Source organism: Actinoplanes couchii, assembly GCF_016862075.1.
GTDB classification, from domain to species: Bacteria; Actinomycetota; Actinomycetes; order Mycobacteriales; family Micromonosporaceae; genus Actinoplanes; species Actinoplanes couchii.
In genome coordinates, this window is sequence record NZ_BOMG01000044.1 from 29,596 (window position 1) to 49,632 (window position 20,037).

The 20,037-nt window shown below is 69.3% G+C and carries 15 protein-coding genes; 8 read left to right on the forward strand and 7 right to left on the reverse strand.

Annotated elements, in window-relative coordinates; genetic code table 11:
- The first annotated feature begins 7 nt into the window (after positions 1–7).
- Complete coding sequence (locus Aco03nite_RS16630; protein WP_203796232.1) at positions 8–1,936, forward strand: bifunctional sugar phosphate isomerase/epimerase/4-hydroxyphenylpyruvate dioxygenase family protein; 1,929 nt, start codon at positions 8–10, stop codon at positions 1,934–1,936.
- On the opposite strand, the gene Aco03nite_RS16635 is transcribed toward Aco03nite_RS16630, so the two are convergent.
- The 5 genes from Aco03nite_RS16635 to Aco03nite_RS16655 are packed head-to-tail and all read right to left on the reverse strand — an operon-like array spanning position 1,869 to position 6,712.
- Positions 1,869–2,963 (reverse strand): VWA domain-containing protein, encoded by a 1,095-nt coding sequence (locus Aco03nite_RS16635; protein WP_203796234.1) that lies wholly within the window; start codon positions 2,961–2,963, stop codon positions 1,869–1,871. The genes Aco03nite_RS16630 and Aco03nite_RS16635 overlap by 68 nt on opposite strands.
- Entirely contained in the window at positions 2,963–3,937 is a 975-nt protein-coding gene (locus Aco03nite_RS16640; RefSeq protein ID WP_203796236.1) for a vWA domain-containing protein, read from the reverse strand. The genes Aco03nite_RS16635 and Aco03nite_RS16640 overlap by 1 nt, the downstream gene beginning before the upstream one ends.
- Entirely contained in the window at positions 3,934–4,821 is an 888-nt protein-coding gene (locus Aco03nite_RS16645; protein WP_203796238.1) for a DUF58 domain-containing protein, read from the reverse strand. Before Aco03nite_RS16645 ends, Aco03nite_RS16640 begins: the two co-directional genes overlap by 4 nt.
- Entirely contained in the window at positions 4,822–5,814 is a 993-nt protein-coding gene (locus Aco03nite_RS16650; protein WP_203796240.1) for an AAA family ATPase, read from the reverse strand.
- A 25-nt stretch (positions 5,815–5,839) separates the two neighbouring features.
- Positions 5,840–6,712, reverse strand: coding sequence for a S1C family serine protease (locus Aco03nite_RS16655; RefSeq protein ID WP_239145213.1), 873 nt, complete (start codon positions 6,710–6,712; stop codon positions 5,840–5,842).
- Positions 6,713–6,920: 208 nt separating this feature from the next.
- On the opposite strand from Aco03nite_RS16655, the gene Aco03nite_RS16660 reads away from it, so the two are divergent.
- Complete coding sequence (locus Aco03nite_RS16660; protein ID WP_239145214.1) at positions 6,921–7,550, forward strand: hypothetical protein; 630 nt, start codon at positions 6,921–6,923, stop codon at positions 7,548–7,550.
- The gene (locus tag Aco03nite_RS16665; RefSeq protein ID WP_203796243.1) at positions 7,547–9,055 is read left to right on the forward strand and encodes a glycosyltransferase family 2 protein; all 1,509 of its coding nucleotides are present in this window, start codon (positions 7,547–7,549) and stop codon (positions 9,053–9,055) included. The genes Aco03nite_RS16660 and Aco03nite_RS16665 overlap by 4 nt, the downstream gene beginning before the upstream one ends.
- Before the next feature lie 52 nt (positions 9,056–9,107).
- On the opposite strand, the gene Aco03nite_RS16670 is transcribed toward Aco03nite_RS16665, so the two are convergent.
- A complete protein-coding gene (locus tag Aco03nite_RS16670) occupies positions 9,108–10,463 on the reverse strand; it encodes an FAD-dependent oxidoreductase (RefSeq protein WP_203796245.1) in 1,356 nt (451 codons plus the stop codon).
- A 285-nt stretch (positions 10,464–10,748) separates the two neighbouring features.
- Between Aco03nite_RS16670 and Aco03nite_RS16675 the strand changes: the two genes are divergently transcribed.
- The 5 genes from Aco03nite_RS16675 to Aco03nite_RS16695 all read left to right on the forward strand — a co-directional run bounded on the left by Aco03nite_RS16675 (position 10,749) and on the right by Aco03nite_RS16695 (position 13,333).
- Complete coding sequence (locus Aco03nite_RS16675; protein ID WP_203796247.1) at positions 10,749–11,060, forward strand: type VII secretion target; 312 nt, start codon at positions 10,749–10,751, stop codon at positions 11,058–11,060.
- The gene (locus Aco03nite_RS16680; RefSeq protein ID WP_203796249.1) at positions 11,057–11,719 is read left to right on the forward strand and encodes a WXG100 family type VII secretion target; all 663 of its coding nucleotides are present in this window, start codon (positions 11,057–11,059) and stop codon (positions 11,717–11,719) included. The genes Aco03nite_RS16675 and Aco03nite_RS16680 overlap by 4 nt, the downstream gene beginning before the upstream one ends.
- A gap of 232 nt (positions 11,720–11,951) precedes the next feature.
- Positions 11,952–12,389: a CdiA C-terminal domain-containing protein gene (locus Aco03nite_RS16685; protein WP_203796463.1), complete on the forward strand. Its 438-nt coding sequence runs from the start codon at positions 11,952–11,954 to the stop codon at positions 12,387–12,389.
- Positions 12,390–12,400: 11 nt separating this feature from the next.
- Positions 12,401–12,853 carry a SitI3 family protein gene (locus tag Aco03nite_RS16690; RefSeq protein WP_203796251.1) on the forward strand — a complete coding sequence of 151 codons (453 nt, stop codon included), beginning with the start codon at positions 12,401–12,403 and terminating at the stop codon, positions 12,851–12,853.
- Between the two features lie 30 nt (positions 12,854–12,883).
- Complete coding sequence (locus Aco03nite_RS16695) at positions 12,884–13,333, forward strand: SitI3 family protein (protein ID WP_203796252.1); 450 nt, start codon at positions 12,884–12,886, stop codon at positions 13,331–13,333.
- A gap of 81 nt (positions 13,334–13,414) precedes the next feature.
- Here the strand turns inward: Aco03nite_RS16695 and Aco03nite_RS16700 are convergent, their stop codons facing one another.
- Entirely contained in the window at positions 13,415–19,687 is a 6,273-nt protein-coding gene (locus Aco03nite_RS16700; RefSeq protein WP_203796254.1) for an RHS repeat domain-containing protein, read from the reverse strand.
- Positions 19,688–20,037: the final 350 nt, after the last annotated feature.

A 20,037-nucleotide genomic window follows, 5' to 3' on the forward strand; every position in this document is an offset into this window, starting at 1 on the left:
GGCCGCCATGCGCCGGTCGATCGCCACCGTCTGCGTCTCGGGCACCCTCGGCGACAAGCTGTCGGCCGCCGCGGCAGCCGGGTTCGACGGGATCGAACTGTTCGAGAACGATCTCGTGGTGTCACCGTGGTCGCCGGCCGAGGTGCGATCCCGGTGCGCCGATCTGGGCCTGAGCATCGATCTGTACCAGCCGTTCCGCGACCTGGACAGCACTGATTCGGGACATTTCACGAAAAACCTCGAAAGAGCGGAGCGGAAGTTCGACCTGATGTCCGCCCTCGGCATCGACACCGTGCTCGTGTGCTCCTCGGTGGCTGAGGACGCGGCGGACGACAACGACCACATCGCGTCCCAGTTGTCCCAACTGGCCGACCGGGCGGCCGACAACGGGATGCGGATCGCCTACGAGGCCCTGGCCTGGGGCCGGCACGTATCCACCTGGGACCGCTCGTGGGAGATCGTCCGCCGAGCCGACCACCCCGCACTGGGCCTGTGCCTGGACTCGTTCCACGTCCTCTCCCGCGAGGTGAGCCCCGACGGGATCGCCGGCATCACCCCCGGCAAGATCTTCTTCCTGCAGCTCGCGGACGCGCCCCACCTGCGGATGGACGTCCTGCAGTGGAGCCGCCACCACCGCCTCTTCCCCGGCCAGGGCGCCTTCGACCTGCCCGGCTTCGTCCGCTCGGTGCTGGCCGCGGGCTACGCCGGCCCGCTGTCCCTGGAGGTCTTCAACGACGTCTTCCGCCAGGCCGACCCCACCCGCACCGCGATCGACGCCATGCGGTCCCTGGTCGCCCTAGAAGATCAACTGCCGATTGCGCCGTACGCCGGGAGCAGCCCCGCCCTTCGTTCCCTTCCTCCCGCGCCGCACCTCGCCGGGCACGCCTTCACCGAGTTCGCCGTCGACGGCCGCTCCGGGCCGGAACTCCGGACCGTCCTGCGTGGCCTCGGTTTCGCCCACACCGGCCAACACCGGACCAAGCCGGTGGAACTCTGGGAGCAGAACTCCTGCCGGGTCATCCTGAACAGCGCGGTGACCGCTCCCGGCCCCGCCGCCATCAGCGCTTTCGCGGTGACCTCGGACGATCCCGCGATGGCCCTCGCCCGGGCCGGTGCTCTCCTGGCCCCCGCGCACCCCAACGTCCGCGAGCCGGGCGAGGCGGAACTGGCCGCGATCACGGCCCCGGACGGCACCCAGATCTTCGTGACCGATCCGGCAAACCCGTGGCGCGCGGACTTCCTGCCCACCGGCACGGCGGCGGGCGCGGGAGAGGGCGGCGCGGCAGGCGGTTCGGGAACGCGGAGCGACACGCCCGGCGCCGGCTTGCTGCGTGTCGACCATCTCGGGCTGGCTCAGCCGTTCGACCACTTCGACGAGGCCGGGCTCTTCTATCACTCGGTTCTCGGGCTGGAGCATCTCGCCGCCGAGGAGTACGCGGCCCCGTTCGGGCTGATGCGGTCCCGGGCGGTCGCCGACCCGGCCCGGCACGTGCGGGTGGCGCTGACCGTGTCGCTGCTGCGCCGCGGCGAGTGGGCGCCCGCGGTGGCCGATCCGCAGCACATCGCCTTCACCACCGCCGACATCGTCGCCACCGCGAAAGCGCTGGCCTTGCCCGCGCTGCCGGTCCCGGCCAACTACTACGACGATCTCGCCGCCCGGTTCGCGCTCCCGGACGCCCTGGTGGCGACGCTGAAGGAGCACGGCATCCTCTACGACCGGGATGCCGGGGGCGGCGAGCTGCTGCACCTCTACACCCGGGTCATCGGCGGCCGGGTCTTCTTCGAGATCGTCGAACGCCGCGGCGGTTACGACCGTTTCGGTGAACCGAACGCCCCGGTCCGGATGGCGGCCCAGCGCCACCAGCGGCTCAGCTCGGCGCCTTCCGCGGAGCCGGGCCCCGGTTCCACCACAGCGACAGCGTCACCCCGGCGGTGACCAGCATCGCGCCGAGCGCCAGGAACCAGACGCTGACCTCGACGTTCTGCCGGGTCAGGCCGAACTCGCTGGGCAGGTCGCCGAGCACGTCGGTGAGCTGCTGGGCGTCCTCGGCCTTGAAGTAGCGGCCACCGGTCAGATCGGCGACCTGGGTGAGCGCCTCCTCGTCGATCTCCCGGTTGCCACCCCGGCCGCCACCGCCGCCACCGAAACCACCGCCGCCGAAACCGTTGCCCCGGCCGCCGCCGAAGGAGTCACCACCGACCTGGTCGGGGGTGCAGACCATCTGCTGCGGGTCGGTGGTACCGAACCCGATGGTGTAGACCCGCAGTCGCCGGGCCGCGGCCTGTTCGGCGGCGGTGACCGGGTCGACGCCCGTGGTGTTGGAGCCGTCGGTGAGGACGACGATGGTGTCCGGCTCGTAGTCGACGGGGGTGCCGCCGGCCGCGGGCGCGGTCAGTTCGACGCCGGTGCCGGACACCTCGGGGTTGATCTCGGCGATCGCGTCGATGGAGGTGAGGATCGCCTGGCCGATGGCCGTACCGCGGGCGGTCTTGAGTCCTTCGATCGCCTCCAGCAGCGGCGCCTTCTCGGCGGTCGGCGGGACCAGCAGGCCGGCGATGCCGGAGAAGGCGACCAGCCCGATCCGGGTGTCCCCCTCCTGCGCCTCGACGAACTCGCGGGCCGCGTCGGTGGCGACGGCCAGCCGGTTCGGTGCGATGTCGATGTTGCACATCGAGCCGGACACGTCGATGGCCAGCAGGATCGTGGTGTCGTTGGACGGCACCTGCAGCGACGCCTGCGGGCGGGCCACCCCACCGGCGAGGGCGAGCAGCCCGGCCAGGAAGAGCCAGACCGGAACCCGGCGGCGCCAGGCGGTCCGCCCGGGCAGCGCGGCACGGATCAGCGCGACACTGGACACCGTCACCGCGGTCCGTTTGCGCCGCCGGTTCAGCAACCAGCGGGCCAGGAGCAGCAGCGGTACGGTCAGCAGCGCGAGCAGGGCCCACGGCCAGCTCAGCGACATCAGACGATCCTTCCGTTCCACCGGGTGCCCAGCAGCCCGCCGAGCGTCAGGAGCAGGAGTGCCGCGGCCGCGAACGGGGCGGTCAGTTCGAGGGGTTCCTTCTCGGTGGTCAGCCGCAGGTCGATCGCCTTGGTGCTGTTCACCAGCGCGTCGGCGTCCCCGGCCTGCTGGTACGCCCCACCGGTTACCTGCGCGACCGAGGTCAGCAGGCTCTCGTCGAGCCGGGTGCCCAGCTGGAAACCGTCCACCTCGACGGTCGCGCCCTTGGCGGTGCCGACACCGACGGTCTGGATCCGCACCCCGGCGGCGGCGGCGAGTTCGGCGGCGGCCGCCACGTCGGGCCCGCCGGTCTCCTCGCCGTCGGAGAAGACCACGATCGTCGCCGACGGCCAGTAGCCGAGGTCCTGGGGTGCGGCGGCGGCGCCGGACTCCTCGGACGGGAGGCTGACCGGCTTGCCGGTGATGGTGCCGAGCGCGACCAGGATGGCCTGCCCGAGCGAGGTGCCGCCGCCGGGCGTGACCCGGCCGATGGCCGCGGTGGCGGCGGCGTGGTCGTCGGTGGGCGCCTGGGTGAGCAGCGCCTGGTCACCGAAGACGATCACGCCGACGTCGACGGTGTCCGGCTGGTCCTCGACGAACGCCTTGGCGGCCTCCTGCGCGGCGGCGATCCGGCTGGGCGCGACGTCGTCGGCGGACATGCTGTTGGAGATGTCGAAGGCGAGCAGCACCGTCCCGGCGACGCGGGGCACGGCGACCTCCGCCTGCGGCCGGGCCAGGCCGATCAGCATGACCGGAAGAGCGGCGAGGATCAGCGCGTACGGCAGGTGCTTGCGCACGCCCCCACCGCCGGCGCCGGCGAAGCCCGCGGCTGACAATGCCGCAGACCGGCGTTTCTGCAGGGCCACGTAACCGGCCACGGCGGCCGCGCCGGCCAGCACCGCGACGGCGATCAGGGCCGGGTGGAGGAAGGTCACCGGCGTCTCCGTCCGGAACGGCGGACCATGTCGACCAGGGTGGCCATCATGTCCTGGTCGGTGGTGATCCGGTGGGCGTCGACACCGGCCTTGCGCATGCCGGCGGCCAGCTCGTCCTCGCGGGCGCCGACCTGCTCGGTGAGCCGGGCGCGCAGCAGCGGGTCGCTGGTGTCGACGAGGAGCTGTTCGCCGGTCTCGGCGTCCTCGACCAGGACCAGGCCGAGGTCGGGCAGTTCCAGTTCGGACGGGTCGACGACCCGGATGACCACTACCTCGTGCCGGTGGGTGAGCTGGGCGAGGGGGCGGTCCCAGCCGGGGTCGCCGATGAAGTCGGACATGACGAAGACGAGGCTCCGCCGGCGCGACGTGGTGGTCGCGGCGAATCGCAGCATCGCCGTCAGGTCCGTCGTCTTGTCCGACTTTTTCGGGACGATGTCCGCCGTCAGATCCCGCGCGATGCGCAGAATCTGATCCCGCCCGGTCCGCGGCGGGATGAGCCGATGACCGGCGTTGTCGTAGAGGATCGCCCCCACCCGGTTGCCGCCCTGGGAGATCAGCCGGGCGATGCTGACCGCCAGCTCAGCGGCCGTCGACTCCTTTCCGGAGCCGCCACCGAAGCGCATCGACGCCGACCGGTCGACGACCAGCCAGGCGGTCATCTCCCGGTCCTCGGTGTACTGCCTGACGAACGGCTCGTCCAAGCGCGCCGTCACGTTCCAGTCGATGTGCCGGACGTCGTCCTCCGGCGTATAGACCCGCAGATCGGTGAAGTCGAACCCGGAGCCGTGCCACACGGTCCGGTAGGAGCCCTGCAGGCGCCCGTCGAGACGGCGCCCGAGTTTCCACTCCAGGCGCCGTAGCAACCGGTCGGGGGCGGTCGCCATCTAGCGGGCCCGGCCGGCGGGTTCCGGGAACGTCAGGTTCGCCAGGATCTTCGCGATGATCAGATCCGGGGTGACCTCGTCGGAGAGCGCCTCGTAGGAGAGCACGATCCGGTGCCGCAGCACGTCCATCGCCAGGTCGGCGAGGTCCTCGGGCACTACGTATTCCCGGCCGCGGATGAACGCGAGGGCCCGGCCGGCCAGCACCATGCTGATCGACGAGCGGGGGCTGGCGCCGAAGGTGACGTACTTCGCCAGGTCGGTCAGGCCCACCCGGGACGGGTCGCGGGTCGCGTGCGCGAGGTTCACCGCGTACTCGATCAGGGAGGGGTCGACGTAGACCCGGTCCACCTCCTCCTGGAGGCCGGCCAGCGTGTCCGGGTCGATGATCCGCTGGATCGCGGCGGTCCGGGCCAGGGCCCGCTCGACGACCACGAACTCCTCGGTCACCGTCGGGTAACCGACGACGACCTTCATCATGAACCGGTCGACCTGGGCCTCGGGCAGCGGATAGACGCCCTCGTTCTCGATCGGGTTCTGGGTCGCCATCACCAGGAACGGGGTCGGCAGCTTGTGCGTCTCCCGGCCGATGGTGACCTGCCGCTCCTGCATGGTCTCCAGCAGTGCGCTCTGCACCTTGGCCGGCGCCCGGTTGATCTCGTCGGCCAGCAGCAGGTTGGTGAAGACCGGGCCGAGCTGGACCTGGAACTCACCGCTCTGCTGGTTGTAGACGCGGGTGCCGACGATGTCCGCGGGCACCAGGTCGGGGGTGAACTGCACCCGGTGGAAGTCCCCGCCGATCGCCTCGGCCAGCGATTTCACCGCCAGGGTCTTGGCCAGGCCGGGCACGCCCTCGACCAGGATGTGGCCGCGGGCCAGCAGCGCCACGATCAGGCGCTCGAGCAGGACGTCCTGGCCGACGATGGTCTTCTTGACCTCGTACAGCACCTTCTCGATCGGGCCGGCGGAGGCGGGCGGGGCGTCGGTCCAGCTCATTGATCCGTCCTCATATCGTGGTTTCTCACAGTGGCGGGGACTGGCCTTCGCCCTCGCCGCCGCCCAGGGCCGCGCCGATCGGGACGGCGAAGCCGATGCCGATGAAGGTGCCCGCGCCGCTCGGGTTGGCGAGCGCGATGACGATACCGATGACCTGGCCGCGGTCGTTGATCAGCGGGCCGCCGGAGTTGCCCGGGTTGACCGCCGCGTCGAACTGGATCAGGCCCTCGATGTCGCCGCTGTCGCGTTCCAGCCCGGAGACGACGCCGCTGGTGGTGCTGAAGGTCAGCCCGAGCGGGTTGCCGATCGCCACCACGTCGTCGCCGACCGCGGCGCCACCACCGAGCACCGCCGGGACCAGGGTCTCCGGCAGTTGTGCCGGAGTGAGGGTGGCGATGTCCTGGGCCGGATCGGCGCTGGCGACCTCGGCCGTGGACCGGGTTCCGTCGGCGTAGACCAGGCGGATCGACTCGGCACCGTCGATGACGTGGTTCGCGGTGAGGATGGTGCCGTCGGCGTTGGCGATCACACCGGTGCCGGTGCCCGCTTCCAGACGGTCCTGCGAATCGTGGCCGGTGGTCTGGATCAGGACGACCGACGGGGTGAGCGTCTGGTACACCTCGGCGACGGTGAGCGGCGCGTCCGATGCCGAGGGCGAGGGCGCCGGGGCGGCCACGGCGGGCGTCTGTTCGTCACCCCCGCCGCGTACGGCCACCACTGCCGTGATGGCCACGGCCCAGATCACGACGGCGCCGATGAACACCCTCCGCCGCAGCTCAGGTGTGTTCCACGTGGTGTTGAACCGTCTCTTCGGCTCCTCCGGAACGGGCTCCGGCGTCTCGGATCCGTCCGGGCGGAGCACCGTCATCACGGCATGACCGCCACAGTCTTCATCCATCGAACTTAGAAGCGATTCCTAGGAATTGCCCATGAGAAGTCTGGCCGTTTCCGGGACGCGAATTCCTCCTTTTCACCACAAGATCCGGCAAAAGGACCGCGCTCTTATCCACTTCTTAGACAACCATCTCCCAACCCCTCAACCGTGGCTCCGCGATGCCGACCTGAAGCTCCGACCCCTGTCCCCCACCCCCAGCAAAGGGGTACCCGTGCGACTCCCCCGAAGTGCGGCCGTCGGCCTGGTGGCCGCCGCGCTGTGTGGCAGCCTCACCGGCTGCGCCAGCTTCCAGGAGCTGACCAGCAGCAGCAAACCGCTGCTCGGCAAGAGTTCAACGACCGAGCCCACCGCCGAGCCGTCCCCATCGGTGTCGGTCTCCGCGAGCAGCAGCGCCGCCGCCCGGGTGAGTGGACCTCTGGACACCGGCTCGGTCGTCCACAAGGTCAAGCAGGGCACCTTCACGGTCACCCTCACCTACTGGACCTCCGACAACGCGAAGCTCTACACCGCCGCGTCGGACAAGACCCTCAACATCGCGGCCCACATCGAGGACACCGACAGCACCCATCGCATCACGGCCACCACCGTTCAGGTGCTGCAGGACGACGGCACGAAACGGACCGACGTCCGGACCGACAACGGGAAGTTCGACGTCACCCCGCCGTACCCGTACAACACGGTGGTGACCCTGCCGGCCGCGACCGCCGGCGCCTCCGCGCTGACGCTGACCGTCCGGATGGATCTCCTGGTGGAGACCGCGCCGAAGGCCGGCACGTACTACCGCTCGACCGCTCTGGACACTCTCACCCTGCCGCTGGTCAAGGACGGTGCCACCGAATGACCGAGACCGTTCCCGGGCTACGCCGCGCCGGCGATCGCCAGATCCTGCTGCCGCGTAGCGCCAAGGCCGGGCCGCTGGCCCTGCCGTCCGTTCCCAAGCTGCACGAACTGGAGGCGGTCGAGACCGTCTCCGGCGAGATCGCGGCCTCGTCCGGCGGGCCCCGGCACGCCACGATCAGCTGCATCATCCCCTGCTACAACGAGCAGGACACGATCGGCGACGTCCTGAAGAGCCTGCTCGCCCAGACCCGGCTGCCGGACGTCATCCACGTCATCATCAACAACACCGACGACGACACCCCGGAGATCGCCCGGACCTACGAGGGCAGACACACCCGTACGGTGAAAGGCTCGAAGTTCGTCACCGAGGTGCACGTCCACGACATGGGCGTCAACCCGGACAAGAAGGTCGGCGCACTCAACTACGGCTACTTCCTGTCCCGGGGCTACGACTACATCCTCGGTGTGGACGGCGACACCACGCTCGCCCGGGACGTGGTGGAGCGGCTCGAGCTGGAGATGACCGACGACCCGCGGATCGGCGGGCTGAGCGCCATCTACAGCATCGACAAGAGCCGCTTCCGGGGGCTGATGGCCCGGTTCCTGATCGCCGGCCAGCGCGCGCAGTTCGGCGCGTTCAACATGGACAACCTGCTGCGCGGGCGCAACATGGCGGTGCTCGGCGGCCAGTGCAGCCTGTTCAACGTGCGCGCGCTGGAGATGGTGATGGTCCGCCACCACCAGCAGGCGCCGTGGGTGCGCGACAGCGAGGTCGAGGACAGCAAGCTGTCGTTGCAGATCAAGGACGCCGGCTTCAGTACGAAGATCAGCGCGTCCGCTCGTGCCTACGTCGGCCCGATGACGAACCTGCGGGCGCTGCACGGTCAGCAGGTGAAGTGGAACTTCGGCGCGATCGACCTGTTCTGGCCCGGCCAGCGCGGTGACAACAAAGGTCAGCCGCTGCACCCCAACCTGCGGCTGCGCTGGTACGAGAACATCTCGATGGCGTTCAACATCGGCTCGCGACTGGGCTTCCTGCTGCTGCTGGTGGCGTCGCTGTCGATCGGGGCGTTCGTCTTCAACCCGATCTGGCTGATCCCCCCGGCGGTCGCGGCACTGCTCAACCTGCGGCTCGCGCTGGCGATGAAGGACAAGAGCGCCTCCGACCTGCTGTACGCCGCCCTGGCCCTGCCCGCCGAGATGTACATGTGGGTCCGGATGGGGCACTTCGTCTCGGCCTGGGCGCAGTTCTTCGCCAAGAGCGACCAGGACAACTGGGCGGCACAGGCCAACGCGGAGAAGGGCAAGGGCTCGGCGTACGTCATGCCCCTGGTCGTCCTGCTGGCCATCGTCGCCGCCTCGACCTACGCGTGGACCCAGCAGAGCGTCGAGATCCAGTCGGCGATCCTGTCGCTGGGCTGGCCGATCCTCTACATCGCCACCGTGGCCCAGACGGTCTTCATGGCGCGCAAGCTGTTCCGCCGGCACCGCGGTTTCCAGGTCTGATGTCGTGAAAATGGCCGGGGCATCATGCCCCGGCCATTTTTTACGCGCTTGATCAGCCGCGGGAGATGCGGGTCATCTCGTCGCGGTCGACGACCTTGACCCGGTTGCGGCCGTGCGGCTCGCCGAGCGCGATCTCGAACGCGTCCAGCAGCTGCCAGCCGGCCCACGTGGTGATCGGCAGGCCACGCTGCTCCAGGTAGGCGACCGGGGCGTTCTGGTCGTCACCCTCGGGCGCGAGCGGCAGCCGCTCGGTGGTCTGGTCCTCGATCAGGCTGGCGACGGTCTCGCCCGAGCAGCCCTTGGTGTGGCCGATCAGGCCGACCGGGCCACGCTTGATCCAGCCGGCCACGTACATGCCGGGGATGTGCTCGCCGTCCAGGTCCATGACCCGGCCGCCGGCGTGCGGGATGGTGCCGGTCCTGGTGTCGAACGGCAGGTCCGGCAGCGCCGAGCTGAGGTAGCCGACGGCCCGGTAGACGGCCTGCACGTCCCAGTCGGTGAACTCGCCGGTGCCGCGCACCCAGCCGTCACCGGTCAGCTCCTGCGTCTCGGTGCGCAGGCCGACGACCTTGCCGTCCTCACCGAGCACCTCGACCGGGGCCTGCAGGAAGTACAGGTGCAGGCGGCGCGGGCGGTCCCGCGGGTCGCGCACGGCCCAGTTCTGCAGGATGTCGACACACATCTTGATGTGCCGGGTGTCCCGCATCGCCTGGAGGCTGGCCTCGTCGAACTCGATGCCCTCGGGGTGGACGATCACCTCGACGTTCGGCGAGTGGTCCAGCTCACGCAGCTCCTGCGGGGTGAACTTGACCTGCCCCGGGCCGCGGCGGGAGAAGACGAGCACGTCAGTGACCGGGCTCTTCTTCAGGGCCTGGTAGACGTTGTCCGGGATCTCGGTGACCAGCAGCTCGTCGGCGGTCTTGGCGAGGATGCGGGCCACGTCGACGGCGACGTTGCCGGCGCCGATGACGGCGACCTCCTTGGCCTCCAGCGGCCAGTCGCGCGGCACGTCCGGGTGGCCGTTGAACCACGAGGCGAAGTCGGCGCCGCCGAAGCTGCCCTGCAGGTCGATGCCCGGGATGTCGAGCGAGCGGTCCTTCTCGGCGCCGGTGGAGATCACCGTGGCGTCGTAGAAGCGGCTCAGCTCCTCCGGCTTGACGTCCTCACCGTAGGAGACGTTGCCGATGAACCGGATGCGCGGGTTGTCCAGGATCCGGAACAGAGCCTTGACGATCTCCTTGATCCGGGGGTGGTCGGGCGCCACCCCGTACCGGATCAGGCCGTAGGGTGTGGGCAGCTTGTCGAAGATGTCGACGGTGACCGTCTCCGATGCTTTGATGAGGTGGTCAGCGGCGTAGATACCGGCCGGACCGGCACCGATGACAGCAACCCGCAGGGGGCGGTTCATGGTCGCTTCCAATCTCGTCGCTTCGAATCCGTCAGCCTTGATCGACGACAGGCCAGAGCGACAATAAAACCTCAACCTAGGTTTAGATCAATGCGACCCCCCTCCACATTCCCCCCAAACCGGACTTAGGTCACCCTTAGCACCCACCCTGAGCTGCGGTTTTACTGATTTCTGTGGCCCCCGTCTCCCTCGATCGGTGTACCACCGTTCGGTCACTCCAGACATCGACGAACCTTGCTAGGATTCGACGGTTTTCGCCGGATCCCACCCACGAGGACGATTGCGATGACCGTGGCTGACTCGTTCACCGTCGACCCGGCACAGCTGCGGGCCCACGCGGCCCGACTCGCCACCATCCGCGACCGGTTCGCCGCGGTCCACGCCGCGAGCGCCTCGATAGGCCGGAACGACGCGGCGTACGGCCTGCTGTGCGGTTGGATGTCCGAAATCCTCGACGCCCGCCGGGAGGCCCAGGCCGAGATCCACGCCTACCTCGAGGAAAACCTGAGCCTGGCCGAGGAGTCCCTGATCCGAACCGCCCAGGACTACGCCGACAGCGACGCGGCTGCCGCGGACCGTGTCCGGCGGGCACGGTGACCGAGGTCAACGCCGTCCCTCTGGCGGACAGTTTCCAGAGCGTCCGCCAGGCGGTCGACAGCGGCAGCTGGGCCGACCAGGCACTGGCCGGTGGCGCGTTCGCCGCCGAGACCGTCGCCACCGTACTCGACCCGTTCAGTGCCCTGCTCGCGGGCGGCCTCGGCTGGGCGATGGAGCATTTCGAGCCGCTCCGCGAGATCCTCGACCGGATCGCGGGCATGCCGGACCTGGTCATCGCCCATGCAGCCGCCTGGCAGACCGTCGCCGCGGACCTGGCCGGCATGTCCGGAGACCTGGCCACCGCCCTGTCCACCGGAGTCAGCGACTGGCAGGGCGCGGCCGCCGACACGTACCGGAGGCTGATGGCCCACAACGTCGACTCGATGGGAGGCCTGAGCGTCCTGGCCACCACCATGGCGTCGGCCACCGAGGCTGCCGGCAACCTGGTCGCCTTCACCCGGGACCTGGTCCGCGACCTGATAGCCGACCTGGTGGCCCGGGTGATCGTGTGGGCCGCCGAGGCCCTGCTGGTGGTCACCATCCCGGTGGTGGCGGCCCAGATCGCGTCAGCGGTCGCCAAATGGTCCGGGCGGATCGCCTCGTACGTGAGCGCCCTGATCACCAGCCTGACCAACCTGACCCGTCTCCTGAACGGCTGACCCGGTGACCGGCAAGCCCCGGGACGCACATTCCTCCCGCCCACACGGCCACGCAGACGCGGTCAGACCGAGCGAGACGACCGCGGCCGAGGTCGCCCGCCAGGGACGGGCCGGCAATGCCACCGGCCGGTCGTCCGCGGCGGCCGGCGGCCGGACCGACGACGGCTTCACCCGGATGACCGGTACTCCTGGTGGCCGGCCCGACGGCCGCCCGGTCGAGATCACCCCGGGGATGTTGCGGGACACCGAGGACCGCAGTGACAACCGGCGGTCGGCCGAGCGGGAGAACGCTACGGCTGCGGCGCTCGCCGAGCAGGGGTACCTGATCAAGCAACGGCCGAGCGGGGAGGAGGTCGCCCGGGCCCGGCTGAGCACCGGCGACGCTGGCAGTCCGGCGAAGGACCCGGACTACTTGATCGAGGGCCGGGTGTTCGACTGCTACTCCCCGACACCGGACAAGCCGATCCGGGGTGTCTGGTGGCAGACCCAGGACAAGGTGGTCAAGGAACAGACCCAGCGCGTGGTGGTGGACCTGGTTCATTGGCGCGGGGATCTGTCCGCCCTGCAGAGGCAGTTCGACGACTGGCCGATCGAGAACCTCAAAGAGGTCAAGGCCCTGCTTCCGAACGGTGAGACAGTGCAGATCCACCTGCCCCCGCCGAGTGATTGAGAGCATGAAGAGTGGCATTCGAGTACGAACTGATCCTGATCGGCGACGGCACCGCTGAACAGATCGCGGAGCGGGCCTTTCCCGACCCCGCCGAGCGGCCGGCCGGAGCGGGCCCGGTCCTCCACTCCACCGGTCTCCGGGCCACGCACGGTTTCGACGTCACGCTGCTCACCAGGGAGTTCGGGTACGTCTCCGCCGAATCGGACGACGGGATGTGGGAGTTCGAACCCGACGCCCATGTGTCGCTGACGTTCTACCTGGACAAGTCCGCGGAGCCGGAACAGAGCGTGCCGGACATGCTCACCGTCGTCCGGCGCCTCCTGGACACCGGCCCCGAGGACGCCGTCCTGCTCCTCGACGGCGACGTCCTGCTCCTCACCCGATTCGCCGGAGCCCTGCTCAAACACCGCCGCAACACCTGGTGGAACCACCATCCCGCAGCAAACACGGTGATCGACGCCTGACGGAACCGTGGGGCAGGAGAACCGAGGCGGATGTCGCTTGATTACCGGCTCACCCTGGCCACCGGCCTCACCGCGGCTCAGATCGCGGAGCGCGCCCTGCTGCCGGTGGAGGCGGTGTCGTGGGGGGACGGCCGTGCTCTCGGCGCCAACCTCTCCGGGACGCTCGGGGTCGACGTCACCCTCCGGTCCGCCCGGCACGGCTACGTCGACGCGGACACCGACGGTGAGCCCCTGGAGTGGGAGCCGGGCCCCTTCGTGGCGATCACCTTCGGTCTGGGCGGTTCGGTCCGCTCGGGGCAGGCCGCCGCCAACATGATCGCCGTCGTCCGGCGGGTTCTGGAGACCGGGCCTGAGGACGCGGCGCTGGTGGTCAACGGCGACTACCTGCTGGTGGCCCGCTTCGGCGGTCACCTCGTCAAACACAATCACGCCCGCTGGTGGTCCGCCCACCCGGCGGCAGACGCGGTGATCGGCGGATAGGGGCGAAGACGAGGGCGCCCCCGCCGGTGATCGGCGGGGGCGCTCGTCGTTGACGGTGCTGGTTGTGCGGCTCTGGTTCTGTCAGTCGAACATCTTGCGCCAGCCCGCGCCGATGCCGTCGACGATCAGTTGTCCGGCGCCGGCGCCGAGAATGCCGCCGACCACACCTCCGACCACACCTCCGACAACCGTGCCGACTCCGGGAAAGGCCGATCCGAGGATCGCGCCGGCCTGGGCTCCGTAGTAGGCGCCGGCTAGGCCGCCCGCGAAGTTCCCGCCGGCGGCGAAGCCGGCCTGTGTCCGCGAGTAGCCCTTCTCCCGTTCGGAGGAGTAGGTGTCGACTGCACCTAGGGCGGCGAAGACGAAGCCCGCCTTGCCGAGCCACTTGAGGGCTCCGCTCTTGAGGATGCGGTGCCCGACCGACTTCGGGTCCATCAGGTAGAGCTGCCCGGCGGTGGGAAGCTTCTTCGTCAGATCGGTGTTGGTGACGTTGCCCGATCCGAAGTCCTTGCCACCCTTGGGTGCGGCGCCGGCGGCATCCGTGAAGCCACCGCATCCGGGTTGCAGGTAGTTACCGGCGAACTTCGCGAACGTGCACGGCGCTGCGGCGTCCGCGACCGCCTTGGCAGCGTCGTCGATCTTCTCGCCGGTGGTCGGCGGCGCGGCGACGAAGGCATCGCCGGACAGGCAGACCGGCCGGGGCGGGATCGTCGGCGGCTTCGGCCGGGAGATCGGCATGTTGAACGACGGTGGCGGGGTCCAGCCGGTGTAGCTGGTCGGCTGGCGGGGGCCGCCGATGGTCGGCGAGTTGCCGGTGCTGCCGGCCGGTTTCCCGGAGTAGTCGCGCCCGTCGACCTTCATGTCGTCGTCGACACGTTTGCCGCTGGGGTCGCTGGACAGGATCGGGTTGCTGCCCGCGTACGTATAACCGCCCAGCTGGTTCGGGTCGGCGTCGTCCAGGAGCGGGTCGGCGCTGATGAACCGGCCCAGTGACGGGTCGTACTTGCGGGCTCCCAGATCCGAGTACCCGGTGCTGTCACTCTTCGATTTGCCCAGGTAACCACGGGTCTGGTCGGGCCAGGCCGCGGTGTTGACGGTGCCGCGCGCCTCGCCGTACGGCTTGATCTGCTGGCGGGACACCTGCTGGGTGGTGGTGTCGATGGCAAGTGTTCCGGTGCCGTGGGTGTCGTTGAGCAGGTAGTGGGTGCCACCACCGGGCAGTGTGGACCGGACGGCGACGGCGTGGCCGCTGCCACCGAACGAGTAGGTGCGTGAGGCGCCTTTGAGCACAGCCGGGGTGACACCGGTGTCAAGGACGATCTGGGTGTCTCCGACGAACAGGGTGGTTTTGCCGGGGTCGCGCCGGATCAGCTGGTTGCCGTCGGCGTCGTACAGGTACTTCGTCGTCCCCGCGCCCGAGCCGGTGACGACGACCTCGGCGAGACGGCCTTCGTCGTCCCATTTCAGCGTCTGCCCGTTCCCCGAGGCGGAGGTGCGGGTCAGCATGTTGCCGTTGACGTCGTAGGTGAACGTCGACGCATTCGCCCCGGTCGTCGCGGTGAGCGTGTGCGGCTGTGCCCCGGTGCGGTTACAGGAGGCCGTACAACCGTCGGTGTAGCCGGTGACCGCGTCGGTCCCACCGTTGACCGAGTGCTCGGTGAATTCGGTGCGATTGCTGATCTCGTCGTAGCCGAACGACTGCCAGTAGGCGGCCGGGCCGGTGGCCAGGGTTCCGCTGGCCGGCGTGGTGGCCGTGGCGGCGGGACAGGCCGCGGCCGCGGTCCAGGCTTCGACCAGCCGGTTCAGTCCGTCGTACCGGAAGCACTGGGCGTCGGTGACCGTGTTGCCGGATTCGGACTGCTTGTCGGTGACCGAGAGCGGATTGCCCGCGTCGTCGTAGGTGAAGGTGGTGTCGTCGATCAGCGGGCCGAGGCCCTTGCTGCGGTGCACGGTCCGCCCGGTCAGCCGCAGCGTGTACTCGTCGAAGGAGTACAGCGCCTGCACCTGGTCGGTGGACGAGCCCATGGTGACCCGGGACAGCTGCCCGAAGTCGGTGTAGGTGGCTCCGGAGACGTACAGATCGATTCCGGACACCCGGGTCGGTGCCCCGAGCAGGTTGCGACCGTAGTTGATCAACTCACCGGGCAGGCCACCGATCGCCGGATACTCCTGCGAGGCGAGCTGTTCGGTGTTCTGCGTGTACCGGAAGGACGTGGTGTGCTCGACCGGCAGCGGCGCTTCGCTGGACGGCAGGCTGACCTTCTGGCCGAGCGGCTTGCCCAGGGTGGAGTACCCGGTGACGGCCACCGTGTAGCCGCCGGTCACCCCGTTCACGTGCCGGGTGGATGACGTGAGAGCACCGATCCGCAGGGTGTCGTACTCCCAGGAGGCGTACTTGAAGTTGCTCTTGGCCTTGTCGACCGCGGTGAGTCTGCGGCCGGCCAGGTCGTAGGTGAAGTTCAGTTCGATGCCACGGGCGTCCTTGGTCGAGGTCAGGTTGCCCGCGTCGTCGAACTTCTGGAAGTTGGTCCCGGTGTCCGGGTCCACCCGCGAGATCTCCCGGCCGCGCAGGTCGTAGGTCCAGGTCCAGGAGACGCCGTCAGCACCGGTCACCCCGGTCCGCTTGCCTGCGGCGTTGTACCCGTACTTCGTGCTCACCGCGGTTCCGCCGGTTGCGGTATAGCCGCCGACAGGGTCGCCGGCGAGTACCGGCGGGGCGGTGTACTGGCGGAACTCGGCGAGCCGGCCCAGGGCATCGACGACCTTCGTGTTGATGACGCCACCGTTCGGCGGGACGACGGTGGTGCGGTCCCCTTCGTACGCCGTGCGGGTGCTGAACGTCGCGGCGCCGTTGTGCTGCTCGGCGGTCCGGGTCGCTCGGCCCTGGCCGTCGTACCAGGTCACGGTGGAAGCCGGGATGGTCACCTGAGAGATCCGGTCGGAGATCAGCTCGTTCCGGGGCGCGCCGGTGACGGCGTAGGCGTTGTTCGTGATCACGGTACGGCCGTGCGAGTCGTACTGGGTGTCGTCGACGACGGTGGTGCCGTTCTCACCGGTGTCCTGCTGCTCGAGTTCACGGAGCATCGCGTCGTACAGGACCTTGCTGGTCTTGTACGCCGGCGGAGCGCCCAGTTCGGTGGCGTCCAGCAACTGCCGGGAGGTGACCACGGACGGTCCGGTCGCCGACAGTGCGTACTCGTGCGTCAGGTTCGGCTCGGCTCCGGCCGTCCGGTTCTTGTTGGCGAGCCAGGCCGCGGTCAGGCGGCCGAGCGCGTCGTAGGCCATCGAGGTGGTGGCCCCGGCCGCGTCCACCTCCGTGAGGGTGAGCCGTCGGGCCTGGTCGAGGATGACCAGGCTGACCTGGCAGTCCCTGGTCGAGGCGGTGGCCGTGGCGCATGCCGCGCCGGGCGTGATCTGGGTGACCGTGGTGACCGTGGTCGGAGTGAACCTGGTGTGCACGGTCTGCGCCAGGCTGGTGGTCCCGTCCAGGGCCTTCGACTTCGGGGTCCGCGTCTGGGTGATGACACGGCCGTACTCGTCGTACGTGGAGGCGTTCGTGTCCACGTACGCGGTCGCGGTCGAACCGGTCGAGGCCGATGCCTCCTGCCGCAGGGTGATCAGGCCCCGCGACGGCCGGGCCGGGTTCGCCTGACCGTCACCCTCGTAGGCGAACGGGTTGCTGTCGTACCAGGTCCGGACGTCGGAGACCAGATTGCCGGCCGGGGCGGCGCCCGCGGCGGCACAGTCCTGATCGGTCGTGATGACCTGAGCCGGCAGGACGAGCGTGTCGACCGTGCCCTTGAGGTAGCGGGTGAAGGTACAGGTAGTGACGTTGCCGGCGGCGCCTGCCTCACCGCGGTCGACGCTCTGCACCTCCATGCCGGCGGTGTCGTAGAACTTCCGGCTCTCGGTGGTACGCCAGCCGTAGGAGACCTTCTCCCGCTTCACCGTCCGGGCGGTGCGCACCATGTCCGAGGTCAGCGCCGGTACCCCGGTGCGGGCCCGGGACGCGGTCGGGCCGATCAACGTCGGGATGGAGACCGTGGCACTGGCGATGCCGCCGCCGTCGGCCGTGTACCGGACCTTCTCGAACTCCCGTCCGGCCAGCCGGTTGTCATCGGCCACCGTGATCGTGCCGTCGGTGCTCTTCAGGACCGGAACACTGCGGGTGCCGCCGCCGGGAAGCTTGTCGCCGTTCATGCCGAGGAAGTAGTACGACGTGGTCAGGGTCTTTCGGTCGTAGACCTGCTCACCGTCGGCCCAGTGGAAGACCTTGGTGTCGCCGGTTCGGGTCTGCACCTCCGGGTAACCGCGAAACTGCCCCCAGGTGCGATTCACGGCTTTGACGAGTTCGTTGTCGTCGTAGTGCCAGCCGGGATTTCCCTTGTACGCGTACTCGGTCACCAGTCCGGGCTGGCTCCCGTCCTGGTAGCGGTTGTACCGGTCGACGGTGCTGACCTTGACGACCGGGTGGGTGTAGAACCAGTCGATCAGCGGGCGCGGTTGTCCGTCGGGCGCCCAGTAGACGGGGAAGCACCCGGTGGTGTTGGTGGAGGCGAACTTCTGAGCGGCGCTGTCGTCAGCGTCGTTCAGGTCGCTGGCCGGCGCCTTGGAGCAGTCCGGTGTGGAGTACTCGACGGTGGTCAGCGCACCTGTCTCCGACTCCATCGAGACGATCCGGTTGTGGTACATCCGGGGAAGACCGGGAACCGTGCCTACCCGGTTCGGCAACTGGACGGGGTGGAACGTGGTGGTTCCGCCGTCGGCGTCGGCGGTTGCTCCGCCGAGTCGGTTCAGGCCGGTTCGTTTGATCGATTCCAGCCAGAGCGTCGGGGCGTGGTCGCCGCCGTCCGGGAAGGTCTGGGTCAGGTCGTAGCGGTCGACCAGCTTCGTCTCCCCGCCCACCTGGACCTTGGTGACGATCGAGGACAGCCGCTTGCGGGACCAGAAGCTCGCGCCGTGGTTGGTGCAGTCCTTGCCGCTGACACAGTTCAGGTCGACCGGGGTGTCCGGCCAGTACTCCGGGTGGGAGTCGGTGAACTGGCTGTCGGCGCAGGTGTTGCCGGCCGGGCGACCGGCGATGCACCGCTCGGCAGTGTTGAACTCGACCCGCACCGGGGCCGCGGCGGAGTAGATCGCCGAGGACCGCATGCCGTAGTCGATCCGCTTGAGCTGCCCACCCCGGACGTAGGAGACCGCGGTGTTCTTGCCGTTGGCGCCGTAGTAGCCGATCTCCGGCGTGTAGTAGTACGCCACCGCGTTGGCGTTGCGGTCCACCGTGTAGTCCAGGTTGAACCGGAAGCCCAGGTTGCAGGCGGTGTCGGCGAAAGCGCCGGTGGGGCATTCGGCGGCGCCCGCGGTGGCCTTGTAGACCGGCATGGTGAAGACCGACCGGGTCTCCTCCTTGTCGGCGCTCCAGCCGGGCAGCCGGTTCAGGCCGAACCAGAACTCGGTGCCGTCCATGGTGACCTTGAAGTGCTCGCCGTTCTTCGACCCGTTGGTCGCGCCGGTCAACCGCTCGATCTTGGTGGTCGCGTTGTCGTCGGCGGGCCGGAACGTCTTGGTGGCGTCGTCGTAGACGATCTGCGTCGACTTGCCGTCCAACGACATGGTCAGCACCTGGCCGGCCCAGCAGACCTCGCCGCTGTCGTCCGGGGCGCCCGAACCGGTGACGTCCTTGCAGGGCTTGTAGGAGCGCTCGATGAAGCTCTCCGCCCCGGTCCAGCCGTCGCCGATCCAGGAGGACTGGTTGTTGGTTCCGGCGGTTCGGGCGTCCTGTGTGCTGGAGTTGTAGTTCAGGCTGATCTCCGGCGCGTCACCCACGATCGCCGGGGGCAGGGTCAGTGGGTAGCTGTAGGTGAAGCCGCCGGTGTTGCCGCTGGTGGACCAGGTGCCGCCCGGGGACAGGCTGGTCGCCGAGTAGTCGCCCTCGGCGCCGGACTCCCCCGCCGTCGCGGCCAGGACCGTCGTGCCGGCCAGCGCCACCGTCGCGGACAGGGACGCCCCGGACAGCGGGGTCTGGGTCTGGCACGCCGCCAGCGACGGGGTCGTGACCGCGCACTCCGGCAGCCGCACCAGCTTGAGCCGAGAGGCGAAACCGCCGCCGTACGCGTTACGGAACGTGCTCTCGTCGACGGAGACGTCGACGGTGCCCGAGGCTTGCAGCGTGAACAGCATGCCGGTGACCCCGGCCGCCCGTGCGGTCGTCTGGTCGACGGTGCGGACCTGGACCTGACCGGGTGCCGTGCCGCGGCCGGGACGGCTGAGGGAGACCGGTGACTTCCCGGCCCGCTGGCGACCGGTCCGGGACAGGGTGACCGTCGACGTCGAGGCACCGGGCAGTTCGGCGGCCACGGCCGGATCGTGTCTCGCGTACGGCTTCGTCGCCGTGACCTTTTTCGCAGATTTGGCCGGACCCAGCGGAACCCGCTTCATCTCGACCGGTTTCGGGTCTTTAGGAGCGGCGTTCGCACCGCTCGGCGGAACGAGGTTCAACAACCCCGCGGTGATGACGAACGCGCCGACGACAGCGATGCCCTGTTGGCATCGGGCCACCAGTCTCGCCGTTCGACCGTAAAAGGTGAACAAAGCCCCACGGCCCTTTCCCCGTATGAGTTTCTGTGCATGATGATCTTCGATCAAGCGAGCACAGCGTAAGTCCGGCCCCGGCCGCCGTCTGCACCGGATGCGCCATTCTCCAAAAT